20 protein-coding genes are annotated in these 20,269 nt (G+C 65.1%); 17 read left to right on the top strand and 3 right to left on the bottom strand.

Annotated features, from left to right (window positions below; genetic code table 11):
- The first annotated feature begins 55 nt into the window (after positions 1-55).
- Both AC3A6I_RS01770 and AC3A6I_RS01765 read left to right on the top strand, forming a co-directional pair.
- Positions 56-205 (top strand): hypothetical protein, encoded by a 150-nt coding sequence (locus tag AC3A6I_RS01770; RefSeq protein ID WP_487541345.1) that lies wholly within the window; start codon positions 56-58, stop codon positions 203-205.
- A complete protein-coding gene (locus tag AC3A6I_RS01765) occupies positions 192-401 on the top strand; it encodes a hypothetical protein (RefSeq protein WP_487541344.1) in 210 nt (69 codons plus the stop codon). Before AC3A6I_RS01770 ends, AC3A6I_RS01765 begins: the two co-directional genes overlap by 14 nt.
- A gap of 76 nt (positions 402-477) precedes the next feature.
- On the opposite strand, the gene AC3A6I_RS01760 is transcribed toward AC3A6I_RS01765, so the two are convergent.
- Positions 478-813 (bottom strand): septal ring lytic transglycosylase RlpA family protein, encoded by a 336-nt coding sequence (locus AC3A6I_RS01760; protein ID WP_487541343.1) that lies wholly within the window; start codon positions 811-813, stop codon positions 478-480.
- A gap of 361 nt (positions 814-1,174) precedes the next feature.
- Here AC3A6I_RS01760 and AC3A6I_RS01755 point away from each other — a divergent pair, with 361 nt between their 5' ends.
- From AC3A6I_RS01755 to AC3A6I_RS01740, 4 genes are all read left to right on the top strand, one after another.
- Positions 1,175-2,524 (top strand): NAD(P)-dependent oxidoreductase, encoded by a 1,350-nt coding sequence (locus AC3A6I_RS01755; protein ID WP_487541342.1) that lies wholly within the window; start codon positions 1,175-1,177, stop codon positions 2,522-2,524.
- Between the two features lie 169 nt (positions 2,525-2,693).
- Positions 2,694-4,013 carry an NAD-dependent dihydropyrimidine dehydrogenase subunit PreA gene (preA, locus tag AC3A6I_RS01750; RefSeq protein WP_487541341.1) on the top strand — a complete coding sequence of 440 codons (1,320 nt, stop codon included), beginning with the start codon at positions 2,694-2,696 and terminating at the stop codon, positions 4,011-4,013.
- Positions 4,014-4,124: 111 nt separating this feature from the next.
- Positions 4,125-5,102, top strand: coding sequence for a diguanylate cyclase domain-containing protein (locus AC3A6I_RS01745; protein ID WP_487541339.1), 978 nt, complete (start codon positions 4,125-4,127; stop codon positions 5,100-5,102).
- A gap of 75 nt (positions 5,103-5,177) precedes the next feature.
- Complete coding sequence (locus AC3A6I_RS01740; protein ID WP_487541337.1) at positions 5,178-5,555, top strand: DoxX family membrane protein; 378 nt, start codon at positions 5,178-5,180, stop codon at positions 5,553-5,555.
- Positions 5,556-5,705: 150 nt separating this feature from the next.
- Here AC3A6I_RS01740 and AC3A6I_RS01735 read toward each other — a convergent pair whose 3' ends face one another.
- On the bottom strand, positions 5,706-6,383 hold the full coding sequence (locus AC3A6I_RS01735; RefSeq protein WP_487544967.1) for a TetR family transcriptional regulator C-terminal domain-containing protein: 678 nt from the start codon (positions 6,381-6,383) through the stop codon (positions 5,706-5,708).
- 136 nt (positions 6,384-6,519) lie between these two features.
- Between AC3A6I_RS01735 and aptA the strand changes: the two genes are divergently transcribed.
- The 11 genes from aptA (at position 6,520) to AC3A6I_RS01680 (ending at position 17,964) form a co-directional block, all read left to right on the top strand.
- Positions 6,520-7,851, top strand: a complete 1,332-nt coding sequence (gene aptA, locus AC3A6I_RS01730; protein ID WP_487541335.1) for an omega-aminotransferase AptA — start codon at positions 6,520-6,522, stop codon at positions 7,849-7,851.
- A 69-nt stretch (positions 7,852-7,920) separates the two neighbouring features.
- On the top strand, positions 7,921-9,417 hold the full coding sequence (locus AC3A6I_RS01725) for a CoA-acylating methylmalonate-semialdehyde dehydrogenase (RefSeq protein ID WP_487541334.1): 1,497 nt from the start codon (positions 7,921-7,923) through the stop codon (positions 9,415-9,417).
- 131 nt (positions 9,418-9,548) lie between these two features.
- Entirely contained in the window at positions 9,549-9,986 is a 438-nt protein-coding gene (locus AC3A6I_RS01720) for an endonuclease domain-containing protein (protein ID WP_487541332.1), read from the top strand.
- Between the two features lie 2 nt (positions 9,987-9,988).
- Entirely contained in the window at positions 9,989-11,239 is a 1,251-nt protein-coding gene (locus AC3A6I_RS01715; protein ID WP_487541330.1) for a Zn-dependent hydrolase, read from the top strand.
- A 141-nt stretch (positions 11,240-11,380) separates the two neighbouring features.
- Positions 11,381-11,818, top strand: coding sequence for an endonuclease domain-containing protein (locus AC3A6I_RS01710; RefSeq protein WP_487541329.1), 438 nt, complete (start codon positions 11,381-11,383; stop codon positions 11,816-11,818).
- Positions 11,808-12,695: a hypothetical protein gene (locus AC3A6I_RS01705; protein ID WP_487541327.1), complete on the top strand. Its 888-nt coding sequence runs from the start codon at positions 11,808-11,810 to the stop codon at positions 12,693-12,695. Before AC3A6I_RS01710 ends, AC3A6I_RS01705 begins: the two co-directional genes overlap by 11 nt.
- Before the next feature lie 27 nt (positions 12,696-12,722).
- Positions 12,723-14,171, top strand: coding sequence for a dihydropyrimidinase (gene hydA, locus AC3A6I_RS01700; protein ID WP_487541325.1), 1,449 nt, complete (start codon positions 12,723-12,725; stop codon positions 14,169-14,171).
- 3 nt (positions 14,172-14,174) lie between these two features.
- Positions 14,175-14,963: an ABC transporter ATP-binding protein gene (locus AC3A6I_RS01695; RefSeq protein WP_487541323.1), complete on the top strand. Its 789-nt coding sequence runs from the start codon at positions 14,175-14,177 to the stop codon at positions 14,961-14,963.
- Positions 14,964-14,966: 3 nt separating this feature from the next.
- Entirely contained in the window at positions 14,967-15,848 is an 882-nt protein-coding gene (locus AC3A6I_RS01690; protein WP_487541321.1) for an ABC transporter permease, read from the top strand.
- Positions 15,845-16,936 (top strand): ABC transporter permease, encoded by a 1,092-nt coding sequence (locus AC3A6I_RS01685; RefSeq protein WP_487541319.1) that lies wholly within the window; start codon positions 15,845-15,847, stop codon positions 16,934-16,936. The genes AC3A6I_RS01690 and AC3A6I_RS01685 overlap by 4 nt, the downstream gene beginning before the upstream one ends.
- Positions 16,937-16,989: 53 nt before the next feature.
- On the top strand, positions 16,990-17,964 hold the full coding sequence (locus AC3A6I_RS01680) for an ABC transporter substrate-binding protein (protein ID WP_487541318.1): 975 nt from the start codon (positions 16,990-16,992) through the stop codon (positions 17,962-17,964).
- A gap of 216 nt (positions 17,965-18,180) precedes the next feature.
- Here AC3A6I_RS01680 and AC3A6I_RS01675 read toward each other — a convergent pair whose 3' ends face one another.
- The gene (locus AC3A6I_RS01675) at positions 18,181-20,157 is read right to left on the bottom strand and encodes a PhoX family protein (protein WP_487541317.1); all 1,977 of its coding nucleotides are present in this window, start codon (positions 20,155-20,157) and stop codon (positions 18,181-18,183) included.
- Between the last annotated feature and the right edge of the window lie 112 nt (positions 20,158-20,269).

The following is a 20,269-nucleotide window of genomic DNA, read 5'->3' as shown; positions in this document are numbered from 1 at the left end:
CTCTGGGCGAGGTTGTGCGTTGCGGGTGACAGCGTCACTTACAACGGGGCAACCGATGAGCCGAAGTTCACTCTATTTCGTCATTGCGGCACTGGTCGCGATCGTCGTCGCGCTTGGCGCCTACATGGCCTACCAGCAGTCGCAGCAGCCGGCGCTCGAAATCCGGGTCGATGAACAGGGGATCAGCGTCGATGGCAATGGATGAAGAACTGCGCACCAGCCAAATCGAGGACGCCCTGCGCCACGCCCTTGACCGGCAAGGCGTAGAGAAGGTCGCCGATCTCGATCTCACCAAGCTCGCCGTCGATATCGAGGCGGTGATCGGTGCCGCGTCCAACCCGCTGGACCCCGAGGGCGACGGGCTCAGGACCAACGAGATCAACGCGGCCAACGACGTCTAGCGGGTCACGTCAAATGAAAGGAGCCGCCCGCTTGCGGCCGGGCGGCTCCTGATTTTTCTCGCCGAGCCGTGGTCGCTCAGAGCGTAGCGATGCACACCTTGCCGGTGCCGGCAGCCTTGGTGCCCAACTTGGCGGCGGCTGCCTTGCTCAGATCGATGATGCGGCCCTTGTGGAACGGACCGCGGTCGTTGATCGTTACCTTTATCGATTTCCCGGTGCGCTGATCCGTGACCTTTACGACAGTGCCGAAGGGAAGGGTCTTGTGGGCGGCGGTCATCGCATTCTCGTTGAACCGCTGCCCCGAGGCTGTTTTCTTGCCGTTGAATCCTGGACCGTACCAGGACGCTCCGCCGCATTGGGCCATGGAGCCGGTGACCGACAACATCAACGCCGTCACCGCAGTGGCAACCACAACGATTTTCCTATTCAACCGTAGACTACTCACGCTTGTTACAGATGGGCGCGAAAAGGCTTTGGACCTGTGGCGAGAATATGAACGCCAGATGAACAAGCCTCTCGCAACTGGAACTGTTGCGCATATGCCTCACCTGTATTGTCGCGCTGGCATGCGATTTCCTTTTGAAATATCCAGCATTTAGCCGGCGCACGAATATGCCCGGCGCTCCTTGGCGCGAGGCTGCAATTTCTTCCGCTACGACGAAAGAGTGGCCACCGCGAGTCCCTTCGTTCGAGCATTTTTGACCAATTGATAAAAGTTTTGAGCTGCGTTAGCGTCCCACTCTGGAATGGCTCTAAAGGAGAGGGAGCGGCCGATGAGCGAGGGGATGCTCAAGCAAGGCATCGCACCGGGGCGACTTGACCCGGACCAGTACGCGCGCAACTTTTCCGACCTGCACCCGCCACTCGACCGGCATGAGGCCTTCGTCGAGGCCGACCGCTGTTATTTCTGCTTCGATGCGCCGTGCATGAATGCCTGCCCGACCTCGATCGACATTCCGATGTTCATCCGCGAGATCGCGACGGACAATCCGCTGGGCGCGGCCGAGACCATCTTCGAGCAGAACATCCTGGGCGGCATGTGCGCCCGCGTCTGCCCCACCGAGCAGCTATGCGAAGAAGCCTGCGTGCGCGAGGAGGCCGAGGGCAAGCCGGTCAAGATCGGCCAGCTGCAGCGCTACGCCACCGATATCGCCATGGCCGAGAATGCGCAGTTCTTCGAGCGCGCACCCTCGACGGGCAAGACCGTCGCGGTCGTCGGTGCCGGCCCGGCCGGGCTCGCCGCCGCCCATCGGTTGTCGCTGCACGGGCACGACGTCGTCGTCTACGACGCCAAGCCCAAGGCCGGTGGGCTCAACGAATACGGCATCGCCAGCTACAAGACCCCGGACGGCTTCGCCCAGGCGGAAGTCGAGTATGTCACCGCCATCGGCGGCATCGATATCCTGCTCGGCCAGCGGCTTGGCACCGACCTGACACTGGAGCGGCTGCTCGAAACCCATGACGCGGTGTTTCTCGGCATCGGGTTGGGCGGCGTCAACGCGCTGCGCGCCGAGGGCGAGCACACGGCCGGCGACGGGCTGGCGGACGCGGTGGATTTCATTGCCGAACTGCGACAGGCCAACGATCTCTCTGCCCTGCCGGTAGGCCGGCGCGTAGTGGTGATCGGCGGCGGTATGACCGCCATCGACGCCGCCGTGCAGTCGAAGCTGCTGGGCGCCGAGGAAGTGACGATCTGCTACCGGCGCGGGCAGGAGCACATGAATGCCAGCGCCTTCGAGCAGGATCTTGCGGCCTCCAAGGGCGTAAGCATCCGGCACTGGCTGCAGCCCAAGCGTGTGATCAGCGAGAATGGCCGCGTGACCGGCATCGAACTCGAATACACCGCACTGAAGGACGGCCGCCTGCAGGGCCTGGGTCACACGCTGACCCTCCCCGCCGACCAGGTGTTCAAGGCCATCGGCCAGCAGCTCGAGGATGAAACCGCCGGCGGCCTCGCGCTCGCCAACGGCCGCATCGAGGTCAATGCCGAGGGCCGCACCTCGAACGACCGCGTCTGGGCCGGCGGCGACTGCATCGACAAGGGCGACGACCTGACCGTGACTGCGGTGGCGCAGGGCCGCGACGCGGCCGAGAGCATTCACCGCTACCTGAGCGGGAAGTAGCAGATGCTTGGCAAGGCCCCCTCACCCGCCGCTTCGCGGCGACCTCTCCCCCAGAGGGAGAGGTGGGAGGCAGCGGCGGCGCCACAGCATCACCTCTCCCTCCGGGGGAGAGGTCGGCCCGCAGGGCCGGGTGAGGGGGCCTTCGGGCCGGAATGGAAGGAGGATCACCATGGCTGACATCCGCAACACCTTCGTCGGGATCAAATCGCCGAACCCGTTCTGGCTGGCGTCAGCGCCGCCGACCGACAAGGCCTATAATGTCGAGCGCGCCTTCAAGGCGGGCTGGGGCGGCGTGGTGTGGAAGACGCTGGGCGAGGAAGGCCCGCCCGTCGTCAACGTCAACGGGCCGCGCTACGGCGCGATCTGGGGCGCCGACCGGCGCCTGCTCGGGCTCAACAATATCGAACTGATCACCGACCGGGCGCTGCAGTTGAACCTGCAGGAGATCAAGCAGGTCAAGAAGAACTGGCCCGATCGCGCCGTGGTCGTATCGATCATGGTACCGTGCGAGGAGGAGAGCTGGAAGGCCATCCTGCCGCTGGTCGAGGAGACCGAGGCCGACGGCATCGAGCTCAATTTCGGCTGCCCGCACGGCATGAGCGAGCGCGGCATGGGCTCGGCCGTGGGCCAGGTGCCCGAATATGTCGAAATGGTCGTGCGCTGGTGCAAGCAGTATTCGCGCATGCCGGTGATCACCAAGCTGACGCCGAACATCTCCGACATCCGCCGCCCGGCGCGTGCCGCGAAGAACGGAGGCACCGATGCGGTGAGCCTGATCAACACGATCAACTCGATCACCTCGGTCAACCTCGACACCTTCTCGCCAGAACCCTCGATCGACGGCAAGGGCAGCCATGGCGGCTATTGCGGCCCGGCGGTGAAGCCGATCGCGCTGTCCATGGTCAGCGAAATCGCCCGCGATCCCGAGACCTACGGGCTGCCGATCTCGGGCATCGGTGGCGTCACCACCTGGCGCGACGCGGCCGAGTTCCTGGCGCTTGGCGCCGGCAATGTGCAGGTGTGCACGGCGGTGATGACCTATGGCTTCAAGATCGTCGAGGAGATGATCTCGGGCCTCTCCAACTGGATGGACGAGAAGGGGCACGCCAGCCTCGACGATTTCGCCGGCCGCGCTGTGCGCAATGTCACCGACTGGCAGTATCTCAACCTCAACTACGTCGCCAAGGCCAAGATCGACCAGGACAAGTGCATCAAGTGCGGGCGCTGCCATATTGCCTGCGAGGACACCTCGCACCAGGCGATCACCAAGTCCAAGGACGGCAAGCGCTGGTTCGAGGTGATGGAAGACGAGTGCGTGGGCTGTAACCTGTGCGTCAATGTCTGCCCGGTCGAGGACTGCATCTCGATGATCGCGCTCGAGCCCGGCATGCTGGACGAGCGGACCAATAAGAAGGTCGCGCCGGACTACGCCAACTGGACCACGCACCCGAACAACCCGATGGCCAAGGCGCTCGAGCCGGCGGAATAAGTCCCGCACGCACCACGCGTTAGCGCGTCGTCAACTATCTGGCCTTAGCCGGGAGGGGCGCTAAGGATTGGCAAACACGTAGCTCGCTAATCTCGCGCCAGGAGCCCAGGAATGAGCGACGCGCGTTTCCGCCTGCACAGGCCAACCGAACATGACGACGGCCCCCTGCCCGATCCTCGCGGGATGCTGCTGGGCGGCATCGTTGCCATGGTCCTGCTGGCGGTGAGCGTCGTCGTCGCCAGCACCTACGCGGTCAACCGGCTGGACCAGGTTTCGGTGGCCGACGAAATCGAGCGTGCGCGTGCGGCACTGACCGTGGTCGGCGCAGATGCGGGCGCCGAACAGCGGCTGCAGCGCGATTTCGTGCTCGACAGGGCCCGCTTCACCACCCCCGATACGTTGGACAGCGCCGAAGTCTCCGTGCCCGCTGCCGACGGGCTTGTTCTCGCCTGGGTGCCGCGGCGGCTCGGCACCGATATGTTCGTCCACCTCGCTCCGCTCCGCGTGGCCGCCTCGCTGGTCTTCCTCGTCGGCATCGGCCTCGTGCTGCGCCGGCTCTACCGGATGACGCGCGAGCTCGAGCGGCGGCGCGGGCGGGCGCAGGAGCTGGCCCATCGCGATCCGCTGACCGGATTGGGCAACCGGCTCGCCTTCGAGCGGTGGGTCGCCGATGCGACGGCACGCGGCATCAGCCATGTCGGCCTGCTCTATCTCGATCTCGATGACTTCAAGGCGGTCAACGACCGTTACGGCCACGGCGCCGGCGACGAGTTGCTGAAGGCCGTGGCGCGGCGCATCTCCAGCCTCAGCGGCCCCGACGACCTCGTCGTGCGCATGGGAGGCGACGAGTTCGCCTTCGTGCGTCCCGGTCCGATCGATCGCAGCATGCTGTCCGAGCTGGCGGCCGATGTCGGCACGCGGCTGAGCGAACCGGTCCGGATCGGCGCGCTCGAGATGATGCCCGGTTCGAGCCTGGGCGCGGCGCTCGGCCGGCCCGACGACCCGCAACTGCTCGCCAGGGCCGACGAGGCGCTTTACCGCGCCAAGACATTGCCCGGGCACACCTTCGTGTTCGCCGACGCCGCTTGATCACTCCGCCAAAGTCGGGATTTCCGACTCAGGTCGCGAGCACATAGGGTGCGCGCTGCCTGAGGGGGGAAATTCATGCCAACCGACCTGCCGTCGACACTCTATGCCATCGCGCGCCTGCTGCTGGGCGGCGCCTTCGTGGTCTTTGCCATCCGCAACCTGATCGTGAACGTGCCGCGGCTCAGCGGTATCATCGAGAACAAGGTGCCGATGCCGCGCAATGTCGTGCTGTTCGGCATCGCGCTGCAATTCGTGGGCGGGCTGCTGGCGGCGATCGGACCGTGGCAGGCGCTCGGCGGCGTGCTGATGATCGTGTTCCTGGTGCTGGCGACGCTGCTCTTTCACCCGATGTGGAAATTCTCAGGCGCCGACCGTGCGCCGCACACCATCGCCACGATCATGAACACTTCGCTGTGCGGCGCCTTCCTGCTGCTGATCGCAGGCGGGGTCTGACGCCGTTCCGCGTTCCATGCCGATGGAATGGCCGTTCCGTTTGGATGGGCGCACCATCTCCGGACGAAGGGCTTCGCCTGGCAGATTTTCATGACCTAGGGCCGGTATAAGGTAGGAACTAGGCCAGACTATCGTGCGTCGTCGCACCGCTCAGGCCTTGTCCTTGGGCAGCAGCCCGAACAGGAACAGGTTCTCGAGATAGCGCGCCGCATCCTCGAAGCGTCCGTCGCCGCCGCGATCCTTGCCGAGCACGGCACGGACCTGCACGTCGAAATCGGCGTAGTGCTGAGTGGTGGCCCAGATCGAGAAGATTAGGTGATATGGGTCGGTGCGGCGGATCTTGCCGGCCTGCATCCAGCCCTCGAGGATCGCCGCCTTCTCGTCGACCAGCGCCCTGAGGTCGGTCTCGAGCACATCGAGCACGCGCGGGGCGCCCTGCAGCATTTCATTGGCGAACAGCCGGCTCTGGCGCGGGTAGTCGCGGCTCATCTCGAGCTTGCGGCGCAGGTACGAGCGCAGCTCCGGCACCGGATCGCCATCCGAATCGATCTCGCGCAGCGGCGCTAGCCAGATGTCGAGCATCGAGGTCATCAGGCGCTTATAGATCTCCTCCTTGCGGGGGAAATAGTAGAGCAGGTTCGGCTTGCTCATCCCCGCCGCCTCGGCGATCTGGTCGATGGTGGCGCCCCGGAAACCCTCGCGCGAGAAGACGTCGAGCGCCGCTTCGAGGATCACTTCCTGCTTCTCGCGCTGGATGCGCGTCTGCGCCCGCGGGCGCTTGGCGGCGGGCGGTTTCGACGTGCCGGGGCGACCCTCGGTCTCCAGCATTTTCACCTTGATCGGCGGCATGGGAGTGATAACGTTTTTTCCAACTGGTCAAATTTCTGGATAACACATCCAAAGGTCAAGCGACAATCAAACTTGACCGAAAAGCTCAACAAATGACCTGATGGGGAGTGCCAAGGTGTCCGACCGTCGCAACGTCACGCCGAACGATCTCAGCGCGTTCTGGATGCCTTTCACGGCCAACCGGCAGTTCAAGAAGGCGCCGCGCATGTTCGTCGGCGCCAAGGACATGCACTATACGACTTCCGACGGGCGTCAGGTGCTCGATGGCACGGCGGGCCTGTGGTGCGTGAACGCTGGCCATTGCCGCCCCAAGATCGTCGAGGCGATCGCGACGCAGGCGGCCGAGATGGACTACGCGCCCGCCTTCCAGATGGGCCACCCCAAGGCGTTCGAGCTCGCCAACGCGCTGGTCTCGATCGCGCCCGAAGGCATGAACCACGTGCTCTACACCAATTCCGGTTCGGAATCGGTGGAGACGGCGTTGAAGGTGGCGCTGGCCTATCACCGGACCAAGGGCGACGGTTCGCGCTTCCGGCTGATCGGGCGCGAACGCGGCTATCACGGCGTCAATTTCGGCGGTATCTCGGTGGGCGGCATCGTCACCAACCGCAAGATGTTCGGCACGCTCCTCACCGGCGTCGACCACATGCCGCACACCCACACACCGGGCAAGAACCAGTTCACCCGCGGCGAGCGCGAAGGCGGCGGCGAGGATCTCGCTAGCGAGCTCGAGCGCATCGTGACGCTGCACGACCCCTCCACCATCGCGGCGGTAATCGTCGAGCCGGTGGCCGGTTCGACCGGCGTGCTGATCCCGCCCAAGGGCTATCTCAAGAAGCTGCGCGAGATCACCAAGAAGCACGGCATCCTGCTCATCTTCGACGAGGTCATCACCGGCTTCGGCCGCGTCGGCACCCCGTTCGCGGCCGACTATTTCGGCGTCACGCCGGACATGATCGTGTGCGCCAAGGGCCTCACCAACGGCACCATCCCGATGGGCGCGGTGCTGGTCACTTCCGAGATCCACGACGCGTTCATGCAGGGGCCCGAGCACGTCATCGAGTTCATGCACGGTTACACCTATTCGGGTAACCCGGTCGCCTCGGCTGCCGGTCTCGCCACGCTCGAGACCTACAAGGACGAGGGCCTCCTCACCCGCGGGGCCGAACTCGCCTCGTACTGGGAAGATGCGCTGCACTCGCTCAAGGGCCTGCCGCACGTCATCGACATCCGCAATCTCGGCCTGATCGGCGCAGTCGAGCTCGAGCCGATCGCCGGCCAGCCCACCAAGCGCGCCTTCGCCGCCTTCGTGAAGGCCTTCGAGACCGGCATCCTGATCCGCACCACCGGCGACATCATCGCCATGAGCCCGCCGCTGATCATCACCAAGGCGCAGATCGACGAGCTGATCGGCACCCTTGGCGGCATCCTGAAGACGCTTGAGTAGCATGGAACGATTGTTCTATATCGCGAATGATAGAATGAACGTTCCATATTGTAAGGGCGGAGACCAGTGATGCAGACGATCCAGAATGCCATCGGCGGCAAGCTCATCACCTCGACGAGCACGCGCACCCAGCCGGTTTACAACCCGGCGACCGGCGAGGCGATCGCAACGCTGCCGCTGTCGAGCGTCGACGAAATCAACAGCGCGGTGGCGGCTGCGAAGGCGGCACTGCCAGCGTGGGCCAATAATACGCCCATGAAGCGCGCACGGGTATTATTCAAGTTCAAGGAACTGCTCGAAAAGAACGCCGACGAACTGGCGCGGCTGATCAGCCTCGAGCACGGCAAGGTGCATGACGATGCGCTGGGCGAGCTGGCCCGCGGCATTGACTGCGTCGACTTCGCCTGCGGCATCCCGCATCTGCTGAAGGGCGAGTTCAGCCGCAATGTCGGCCCCTCGATCGACAGCTATTCCGACCGGCAGCCGCTCGGCGTCGTCGCCGGCATCACCCCGTTCAACTTCCCGGCCATGGTACCGATGTGGATGTATCCGCTGGCCATCGCGTGCGGAAACACCTTCATCCTCAAGCCGTCCGAGCGCGACCCGTCGGCGCCGATGTTCGCCTGGCAGCTGTTCATGGATGCCGGGCTGCCCGAGGGCGTGCTGAACGTCGTCCACGGCGACAAGCAAGCGGTCGACACGCTGCTCGACCATCCGGACGTCAAAGCGGTGAGCTTCGTGGGCTCGACCCCGATCGCCGAGTATGTGTACCGGCGCGGCACCCAAGCGGGTAAGCGGGTGCAGGCACTGGGCGGCGCCAAGAACCACATGGTGGTGATGCCCGACGCCGACATGGACCAGGCGGCCGACGCGCTGATGGGCGCGGGGTACGGCTCGGCCGGAGAGCGCTGCATGGCGATTTCGGTCGCCGTGCCGGTCGGCGACAAGACCGCCGACGCGCTGATCGCCAAGCTGAAGCCGCGCGTCGAAGCGCTGAAGATCGGCCCGGCGAGCGACAAGGACGCCCAGATGGGCCCGATCGTCTCCAAAGCGCAGCGCGACAAGATCGTCGGCTACATCGATGCCGGCGTCGAAGCCGGCGCCGAGCTCGTGGTCGATGGCCGCGGCTTCTCGCTGCAGGGCTACGAGAATGGTTTCTTCGTCGGCGGCACGCTGTTCGACCACGTGAAGCCGGACATGAAGATTTACCGCGAGGAGATCTTCGGGCCGGTGCTCTCCGTCGTGCGCGCCCAGACCTACAAGGACGCGGTCGACCTGATCCACGGCCACGAATACGCCAATGGTACGGCGATCTTCACCCGCGACGGCGATGCGGCGCGCGAGTTCGCCGACAAGATCGAAGTGGGCATGGTGGGCATCAACGTGCCGATCCCGGTGCCGGTGGCCTATCACTCGTTCGGCGGCTGGAAGCGCTCGCTGTTCGGCGATCACTCGATCTACGGGCCGGAAGGCGTGCACTTCTACACCCGGCTCAAAACCGTCACCACCCGCTGGCCCGCTGGCATCAAGGGCGGCGCGGAATTCACCTTCCCGAGCATGAAATAAGACCTATGCGGACAAGCGGCGGTATTGCTGGACTGCCCCTCACCCCAGCCCTCTCCCCAGAGGGGAGAGGGGGCGATGGGGCACCGGCAGTGCCAAGTGCGTCCCCTCTCCCCTCCGGGGAGAGGGTCAGGGTGAGGGGCAGTCATGGCGATCTGCGTATTCGCAATCGCGCGCGATCTCTGCGTTCCGAGCCGACCGATGCGGAGAAGCGACTGTGGTCGCGTCTCCGGGATCGGCGGTTTGAAGGCTTCAAGTTCGTCCGCCAGTTCGCCATCGGTCCCTATTTTGCGGATTTCGTCTGCCGTGAGGCGATGCTCGTCGTCGAGCTCGATGGTGGGCAGCACGCCGATTCCGTGCGGGACCAGAAGCGCACGCGATACCTGAACGAGCAGGGATTTTCGGTGCTCCGATTCTGGAACAACGACGTGCTCGGCAATACCGATGGCGTTCTGGATGCATTGCTGCTGACCTTGCTTGGCACCCCCTCACCCGACTGGCGCTTCGCGCCAGCCACCCTCTCCCCAGAGGGGCGAGGGGACCTGACCGCAACTTCCGTGAAAGACCTCTGACCATGCCCGCTCCCGGCGAAAACCTTCGGATCAACCCCGACCGCCTGTGGAGCAGCATTCATGAACTGGCGGAGATCGGCCCCGGCATCGCCGGCGGCTCGAACCGCCAGACCCTGACCGATGCCGACGCCGAGGGCCGGCGCCTGTTCCAGAAATGGAGCGAGGCAGCGGGCATGAGCATGGGCGTCGACAAGATGGGCACCATGTTCATGACCCGCCCGGGCACCGATCCGGACGCCCTGCCCGTCTATATCGGCAGCCACCTGGACACGCAGCCGACCGGCGGGCGCTATGATGGCGTGCTGGGCGTGCTGGCCGGGCTCGAGGTGGTGCGTTCGATGAACGACCTCGGCATCCGGACAAAACACCCGATCGTCGTCACCAACTGGACCAACGAGGAAGGTGCGCGCTTCGCGCCCGCGATGATGGCCTCGGGCGTGTTCGCCGGCCAGTTCAGCCTCGACTACGCCTATGGCCGCAAGGACCTCGAGGGCCTGTCGTTCGGCGACGAGCTGAAGCGCATCGGCTGGGTCGGCGACGAAGAAGTCGGCGGGCGCAAGATGCACGCCTATTTCGAGTATCACATCGAGCAGGGTCCGATCCTCGAGGCCGAGGACAAGCAGATCGGCGTCGTAACGCACTGCCAGGGCCTCTGGTGGCTGGAGTTCACGCTCATCGGCCGCGAGGCGCATACCGGCTCGACGCCGATGACCATGCGCGTCAATGCCGGGCTGGCGATGGCCCGCATCATGGAGATGGTGCAGTCCGTGGCGATGGGCGAGCAGCCGGGCGCCGTGGGTGGCGTGGGGCAGGTCAAATTCTCCCCCAACTCGCGCAACGTGCTGCCCGGCACGGTGGTGTTCACGGTCGATATCCGCACGCCCGAGCAGGCCAAGCTCGATCGCATGCGGGCAACGATCGAGGCCGAGGCGGCCAAGATCTGCGAGGCGCTTGGCGTCGGTTGCGCGGTCGAGGCGGTCGGGCATTTCGATCCGGTGACGTTCGATCCTGTGCTGGTCGACCGCGTCCGCAAGGCCGCCGAGGATCTCGGCTACAGCCACATGAACGTCATCTCCGGCGCCGGGCACGATGCCTGCTGGGCCGCCAAGGTCGCGCCGGCAACGATGATCATGTGCCCCTGCGTGGGCGGGCTCAGCCACAACGAGGCGGAGAACATATCGAAGGAATGGGCAGCGGCCGGCGCGGACGTGCTGCTGCACGCGGTGCTGGAGACAGCGGAGATCGTGGGGTGAGGATTATGTCTCCCACAAGGCCCCCTCACCCTGTCCCTCTCCCCCAAGGGAGACGGGACGCTGTGGCGCGGCCTCGTCACCCCTTCACCTCTCCCTTGGGGGAGAGGTCGCCGCGCAGCGGCGGGTGAGGGGGGGCCTTCCTTGAGCACGTCCAAGACCAGATTTGCGACTGAGGCAGCTAAGCGGTTGAGGGCCAACTCAACCGATGCCGAAGCGAAACTCTGGTCCCGGCTTCGCAATCGACAGCTGCTCGGGTGCAAATTCGTCCGCCAGCAGGCGGCAGGACCCTACATCGCCGACTTTGCCTGCCGCGAGAGGGACCTGATCATCGAAATCGATGGTGGCCAACACGCGACCACGGCCGGTAGTTTTGCCGACGCGGAACGAACCGATATCCTCACCCGGCACGGCTATCGCGTCGTTCGCTTCTGGAACAGCGATGTCCTAACCGACATCGATGGCGTCCTTCAGGTCATTGCCGACAGGCTGCAGAAGGCCCCCTCACCCGGCCTTCGCTTCGCGAAGTCCGACCTCTCCCCCAAGGGAGAGGTGAAGGAAGGGCCGGCGCATGGACGTTGACGGGCTGCTCCAAAGCGTCGTTCGGTTCTCGAACTTCATGACGGCGAGACTGATCGTCTCGGGCCTCGTGTTCTACGTCCTCTCCGGCTTCACCGATATCGGCAGCACCACCGAGGGGTTCCTGCCCAATCTCGACCTGATGAACAACGTCATCCAGAACTACCAGAACATCTTCGATATCCTGGGCGTGTCGGATTTCGCCCTGCTGCTGATCTTCTTTCTGTTCATCACGGCCATCCACCTCACCTATATCGCGTTCGAGCGGGTGGGCGACTACATCCCGCCGGCCATCGTGCCACTGCCGAGCTGGACGGCGATCGAGGATCTGACCAGCGCCAGCTTCGAGATCCTGCGCGATGCGCGCGGCACCCGGCACACCGAGGAAGAAAACCAGCGGCTGTTCGAGTTCCGGCGCAAGCTCGAGGCGATCGATGCGGCCAACGAGCTCGAATACAAGGAAAAGCTGGCCGGGCCCTACAACGTGTTCCGCGTCTCCAAGACGCTGATCCTGTTCATGGCGCTCGCCTGGATCTGGGCCATGGTGTCGGGGCGCTACACCGGGGATCCGATCTTCATCCTCGTGGCGCTGTCGCTCGCGGCCTGCGCGGCACTCTACACCACCATCGCGATCTATCGCGGCCACCACGAGCGCATCCTCGAGCTGCGCGGCGAGGTGACCCATCAGTTGCTCGGCTTTGCTGCCGTGTGGCTGCCCGAGACGCACCAGCAGCGCATGCTGGATGCCAGCGCGCAGGTCAGCGAACTGCGGCCGGCGCATTTCAAGATACTGATGCCGGTCTATGGGACAGCCGACGCCTTCATCGCCGACTATCGCAAGTGGCGCGACAAGCGCCGCGCCAAGAAACGCACCGCCTGAGGCGTGACCGGAACACAGGGGAACGACATGACCATCATCAAGAACGGCACGATCGTCACGGCCGACCTGACCTACAAAGCGGATATCCGCGTCGAAGGCGGCAAGATCACCGAGATCGGGCCGAACCTCACTGGCGGCGAAAGCCTCGATGCCACCGGCTGCTACGTGATGCCGGGCGGGATCGACCCGCATACGCATCTCGAAATGCCGTTCATGGGCACCTATTCGACCGACGATTTCGAGTCCGGCACGCGAGCGGCGCTGTCGGGTGGCACTACCATGGTGGTCGATTTCTGCCTGCCCGGCCCGAACCAGTCGCTGCTCGAAGCGCTCCAGATGTGGGATAACAAGACCGGCAAGGCGAGCTGCGACTACTCGTTCCACATGGCGATCACCTGGTGGGGCGAGCAGGTGTTCAACGAGATGCAGGATGTCGTCGACCGCGGCATCACCTCGTTCAAGCACTTCATGGCCTACAAGGGCGCGCTGATGGTGAACGACGACGAGATGTTCGCCTCGTTCCAGCGCTGCGCCGAACTGGGCGCCCTGCCCCTCGTCCATGCCGAGAACGGCGACGTGGTGCTGGCGATGACCGAAAAACTCCTCGCCGCCGGCAACAACGGACCCGAGGGGCACGCCTACTCGCGGCCGCCCGAGGTGGAGGGCGAGGCGACCAACCGGGCGATCATGATCGCCGACATGGCCGGGGTGCCGCTCTATGTCGTCCACACCTCGTGCGAGCAGGCGCATGAGGCGATCCGCCGAGCCCGGCAGAAGGGCATGCGCGTGTTCGGCGAGCCGCTGATCCAGCACCTCGTGCTCGACGAGACCGAGTATTTCAACAAGGACTGGGACTATGCGGCGCGTCGGGTGATGAGCCCGCCCTTCCGCAACAAGCAGCACCAGGACTCGCTGTGGGCCGGGCTGCAGGCCGGCTCGCTGCAGGTGGTGGCGACCGACCACTGCGCCTTCACCACGGCGCAGAAGCGCAACGGGATCGGCAACTTCGCCAAGATCCCGAACGGCACCGGCGGGCTCGAGGACCGCATGCCGCTGCTCTGGACCTTCGGCGTGGGCACGGGGCGGCTGACGCCGAACGAGTTCGTGGCGGTGACCTCGACCAACATCGCCAAGATCCTCAACATGTACCCCAAAAAGGGCGCGATCCTCGTCGGCGCCGACGCCGATCTCGTCGTGTGGGACCCCAAGCGCAAGAAGACGATCTCGGCGGCCAAGCAGCAGTCGGCGATCGACTACAACGTGTTCGAAGGTTTTGAGGTCACCGGCCTGCCGCGCTTCACGCTGACGCGCGGGCAGGTGGCTATCGTCGAGGACGAGATCAAGACGCAGCAAGGGCACGGCCAGTTCGTGGCCCGCGAGGCGACGAACCCTGTGAACCGCGCGCTGAGCCAGTGGAAAGAGATCACCGCGCCGCGCAAGATCGAACGCAGCGGCATTCCGGCGAGCGGGGTCTAAGGGTTGGCAGACGGGGGCAGGCAAAGCGTGGTCGAGGCCAAGGGTCTCGGCCTCATCTACAGGACGGCTGATGGCGACGTGACGGCGCTGTCGGACGTCAATCTCAGCATCGGCAAGGGCGAGTTCGTCTCGTTCATCGGCCCATCGGGCTGCGGCAAGACGACTTTCCTGCGCGTCATGGCCGATCTCGAGCAGCCGACTTCGGGGACGATCACCATCAACGGCACCTCGCCCAGCGACGCGCGGGTGAACCGCGCCTATGGCTATGTGTTCCAGGCGCCGGCACTGTTTCCATGGCGCACGATCGAGAAGAACATCGCGCTGCCGCTCGAGATCATGGGCTATGGCGACAGCGCCGAGCGCGTGAAGCGTGTGCTGGAACTGGTCAACCTCACCGGCTTCGAAAAGAAGCATCCCTGGCAGCTATCGGGCGGCATGCAGCAGCGCGCTTCCATTGCTCGCGCGCTCAGCTTCGATGCCGACCTGCTGCTGATGGACGAGCCGTTCGGCGCACTCGACGAGATCGTTCGCGACCATCTCAACTCCGAGCTCTTGAAGCTCTGGGCCCGTACGCAGAAGACCATCGCCTTCGTCACCCACTCGATCCCCGAGGCGGTGTACCTCTCGACCAAGATCGTGGTGATGAGCCCGCGCCCGGGTCGGGTGACCGACATCATCGAATCCGACCTGCCGGCCGAGCGCCCGCTCGACATCCGCGAGACGCCGGAATTCCTGCGCCTCGCAGCCCGCGTCCGCGACGGCCTCCGGGCCGGGCACAGCTATGAGGAGTAGCGCGTGCGCGGGCTGACAGAGGGCAAGGTCGCTCCCATCCTCATCGTGCTGCTGGTCATCGTGCTGTTCTGGTACGTCATGGCGGTGGTGATGAATGCGCCGTGGCAGAATACGATGAACGGGCGCGCCAACCTCACCGATGTGCCGCTGATCGAGTTCGCGCAGCAGACCTGGGCGCAGGACAAGCCGATCCTGCCGGCGCCGCACCAGGTGTTCTCCGAGATCTGGAACGCCACCATCGGCACCGATATCGCTTCGCGGCGTTCGCTGGCCTACCACGCCGGGATCACGCTCGGCGCGACGCTGCTCGGCTTCGCGCTCGGCACGCTGCTCGGCATCGGGCTCGCGGTGGTGATCGTCCACAATGATGCGTCGGACCGCTCGCTGATGCCGTGGATCATTGCCAGCCAGACCGTGCCGATCCTCGCGATTGCGCCGATGGTGGTGGTCGGGCTGGGCGCGGTCGGCGTCACCGGCATGGTGCCCAAGGCGCTGATCTCGATGTACCTGAGCTTTTTCCCGGTCGTCGTCGGTATGGTGAAGGGGCTGCGCACGCCCGAGCAGATCCAGCTCGATCTGATGCGCACCTACAATGCCGGCGCGTGGGACGTGTTCGCCAAGCTCCGCTGGCCGGCCTCGATCCCGTTCCTGTTCGCCTCGATGAAGGTGGGCATCGCCATTTCGCTGATCGGTGCGGTGGTGGGCGAGCTCTCCAACAATGCCGGTGGCGGGCTGGGCGTGCGGCTGCTCACCGGGTCCTATAACGGGCAGACGATCCAGATCTGGGCGGCCCTGTTCCTCGCCGCGGCGCTGGCGGCGGTGCTGGTGATCGCAGTGGGCGCGAGCGAGAAGGTGGTGAACCGGGCCATGGGGGCGCGGGCGTGAGCCGGCTGCAGACCATCCTCGCCGTGGCAGCCTCCGGTTTTGCCGGACTGGCGCTGGTGCTTGGCCTCATCGGTGGTGCGCCGGTGCTGGTGCTGCTGGCCGGCGCGGCTGGCGTGCTGACGCTGGCACGCGTCCGCCTGCCGGTCTCGCTATGGGTCGATGCGGCCGTGATGGGTCTCGGTGCGTGGGCGCTGCTCGACGCGCTGGCCCTCTACGATGTCGAGCCGGTGTGGTTCTGGCTGGCGCTCGTCGCGTGCTGGCTGTTCGCCTGGCTGTTCGTCGAGCGGCTGTCGCAGGCGATCCGGTCGGGCGCCCTGCCCGGCAGCGTGTTCGGCGTGCTGATCCCGGTGCTGTTCGGGCTGGCGCTGCTGTTCGCCTGGGAGATCGTGACGCGTGGCGCCAACGTGCCGCAGGTGCTGCTGCCGGCCCCGAGCCAGATCTGGGCTCGGCTGATCTCGTCGATCCCGATGCTGGCCGCCGATTTCGTGCAGACCTTCAAGGCGGTGCTGGCGGGCTTTGCCATCGGCTGCGGCGCCGGCTTCGTCGTCGCCATCCTCGTCGATCGCTCGCCGTTCCTCAAAAGCGGGCTGCTGCCGATCGGCAATTTCGTCTCGGCGCTGCCGATCATCGGCATCGCGCCGATCATGGTGATGTGGTTCGGCTTCGACTGGCCGTCCAAAGCGGCGGTCGTCGTCGCGATGACCTTCTTTCCCATGCTGGTGAACACGGTCGCCGGGCTCAACGCATCGTCGATGATCGAGCGCGACCTGATGCGCACCTATGCCGCCAATTACTGGGAGACGCTGTTCAAGCTGCGGCTGCCGGCGGCCGCGCCCTTCATCTTCAACGCGCTCAAGATCAACTCGACTCTGGCGCTGATCGGCGCAATCGTAGCCGAATTCTTCGGGACGCCCATCGTGGGAATGGGCTTCCGGATATCGACCGAGGTCGGAAAACTCAACATCGACCTGGTCTGGGCAGAGATCGCCGTGGCGGCGATTGCGGGCTCTGCTTTCTACGGGGTCATCGCGCTCATCGAGCGCGCGGTGACCTTCTGGCATCCGTCCATTCGAGGTGGACGGACATAACGTCCGCCTGGCCGTGGTGGTCGGGCGTAACAGGGGTAAGGGACGAAACGCAAATGAAGAAGCTTCTACTGGCACTGGCCGCAGGCGCCATGGCGCTGACTGCGACCGCCGCATTGGCGCAGGACAAGCTGACGCTGCAACTGAAGTGGGTGACCCAGGCGCAGTTCGCCGGCTACATCGTGGCCAAGGCGAAGGGGTTCTACACCGAGGAGAACCTCGATGTGACCATCCTGCCGGGCGGCCCGAACGTGGCGCCGGAGCAGGTGATCGCCGGCGGCGGCGCCGACATCATCGTCGACTGGATGGGTGGCGCGGCGGCCGCACGCGACAAGGGCGTGCCGCTCGTCAACATCGCCCAGCCGTTCAAGCGCTCGGGCCTGATGATGATCTGCCCCAAGGAGAACAAGATCAACACCGTCGCCGACTTCAAGGGCAAGACGCTGGGCGTCTGGTTCTTCGGCAACGAGTATCCGTTCTTCGCCTGGATGAACAAGGAAGGCCTGTCGACCGCCGAGGGCGGCGACGTGAAGGTGCTGCAGCAGTCCTTCGACATCCAGCCGATGATCCAGAAGCAGGCCGACTGCATCTCGGTCATGACCTATAACGAGTACGGTCAGGCGCTCGATGCCGGCTACGGCCCGGACAACCTGACCATCTTCAACTATACCGAGATGGGCAACGACCTGCTCGAGGATGGCCTCTACGTGATGGAGCCGACCCTTGCCGATGCCGCCAAGGTCGACGCCTACACCCGCTTCGTGAAGGCCTCGATGAAGGGCTGGCAATACGCGCTCGACAACCCGGACGAGGCAGCGCAGATCGTGGTCGACTCGGACGACACCGGCGCTGCCGAACTGGCGCACCAGAAATACATGGTAGGTGAAGTCAGCAAGCTGGTGGATGCCAGCGATCCGGCGCTCGACCAGGCCGCCTATGATCGCACGATCAAGGCGCTGATCGACCAGAAGATCATCTCCAAGGCCCCGGAAGGCGCGTTCACGACGGTCGTGACCGACGCGCTGAAGTAGGCGGGTTCGAACGCGAACGAGGAAGGCGGGGAGCGATCCCCGTCTTCTGCATTTCTTCTCTGGCAGACGCCCCCCTCCCAGCCTCCCCCATAAAGGGGGAGGTGAAGAGTAGAGGCTTTGGCTTCGACTGTGCCCCGCTCACCGGCAAGGCACCCCCCCCTTTATGGGGGAGGATGGGAGGGGGCCGGCTCTGTCAGTCGGCCCCTCTGAAAGCCCTTACGAACCCACTACGCCGCCATCGTCCTTGGTAATCACCACCAGCGAGGGGCGCGGGCCCATGCCGTCCTTGAAGTCCGGCCAGTTGGTGCCGGCGTCGGCCAGGCTCTCGGCATCTTCGCCGTCGGTGAGGCGGAGCTCGCCGGGGTGCTGGATCGAGAGGAACACGGTCCTGCCATCGGGGGTGAAGGCCGGCGAGCAGACTTCCGAGCCAACCGGCGGCGAGTAGAACAGTTTCGGCAGCGCCTTGCCGGCGCCTTCGGTGTCGGCGACGTAGAGCGCGTCGTTGAAGCCGGCATCCGGCGGGCCGTCGGTGGTGATCCACAGGCGCCCTTCGGGATCGACCGAGAGGTTGTCCGGGTCGGTGAACCAGCCATTGTCCGAAGTCTCGGGGTGGCACATGGCGTCGGCGGCCGGGTCCTTCGGGTCACCGCAGAGGATGAAGGCGTCCCAGGTGTAGTCGGTCGCGGCGTGGTCTGGCGCGTCGGGAGCGCCCGGCGGGCTGAGCTCGAGAATGTGCCCATCGGGATTGGGCGAACGCGGGTTGGCAGCGTTTACCTGCTCGGCCTCGTCGCCCTCGCCGGCCGGGAGACGATCCTCGTTCTCGGTCATGGCGATGTAGATGCGGCCGGTCTTGGGGTGGGGTGTAAAGCCTTCCGGACCGTCCATCGGGGTGGCGCCGAGCAGGTCGGCGGCCATGCGGGTGCGCAGCACGACGTCGGCCTGGGTATGGAAGCCATTCTCCGGCGTCAGCGGGCCTTCGCCCTGGATCAGCGGCAGCCAGGTCATCTTGCCTTCCGCGTCGAAGCGGGCGGTGTAGAGCGTGCCCTCGTCGAGCAGATCCTTGTTCGCGGCGCGGTCGGTCGGGTTCCACGGCTTGGCGGTGACGAACTTGTAGAGGTACTCGAAGTCGTCATCGTCGCCCATGTAGAGCACGACGCGGCCATCGGGAGCGACGGCGACCTGGGCACCTTCATGGGTGAAGCGGCCGAGCGCGGTGCGCTTGACCGGCTTGGCGGTCGGATCGAACGGGTCGATCTCCACGACCCAGTCGAACTTCAGCCACTCGTTGGGCTCTTTCTCGAAGTTCAGGCGATCTTCGAGACGGCCGAGGCCGTAGCCGTCATTCTCGTCCTCGTCCCAGCCCTGGCGTTCGACCAGGTCCTGGTCGGCCAGCGTGGTGTAGTCGCCGGCGAACACGTCCATGCCGCCTTCTTCACCCGACAGGATCGTGCCCCACGGGGTCATGCCGCCCGAGCAGTTCGAGATCGAGCCGAACACCACGGTGCCGGTCGGGTCGATCGAGGTCTTGAGCCGATCGTCGCCGGCGGCCGGGCCGGAAAGGCGCATCTCGGTGCCGAGGTGCACGCGGCGGTTGAACGCGCCATCGGTGACAACCTGCCACTCGGCGCCGTTCTTTTTCACTTCAACCACGGAGATGCCGGTCGAGGCAGCAACAGCCTTGAGCTGGTCGTCGCTCAGCTTTTCCTTGTAGTCCTCGTAGGTCACGCCCGGGAACATCAGGTAGGGCGCGGCATATTCGTGGTTCACGACGAGGAGGCCGTGATCGTTCGACTGCGACCCCTGCGGCAGCGGCAGGAAGGCGGTGAAGTCGTTGTTATAGCCGAACTGCCTGGCGGCAGCGTCGCCATTGAGCGTCGCGAGATCGAACTCGGGCGCATCGGCGAACAGCTTGTCGCCCCACTTGAGCAGGATCTGGCGCGAGTAGCCCTCGGGCCAGTGGTCGGTGGTGTCGGTGACGCGGGTCAGCTCGGGGAAGGTGAGGCTCGACGGCGAGTTCGACTGCGCGGCGGCGCGGCCGGCAAAGCCGGCGCCCGCGCCGGCAATCGCCGTGGTGGCCAGCAGGCCCTTGAGGATGGTGCGGCGTGAATAGCCTTCAACCATCAGTTCAGAGTATTTCGTGCCGAAGGATTGGCGGCGCGTCGGACGCGCGCGAGTCTTCAAACGATCAGTCATCGTGGACGCTCCCAGTATTACGGGGCGTTGCCTGCGCCTGACTGACGACGCTGACGTGACAATTGCGTGTCACACATATGAACGAGAAATATAAGCTTCAAGCCAGAAATAC

This window comes from Devosia sp. Soil_C_22, assembly GCF_057657195.1.
Note: the sequence above shows the minus strand (reverse complement) of the source record. Positions and strands in the feature narration are given on the sequence as shown.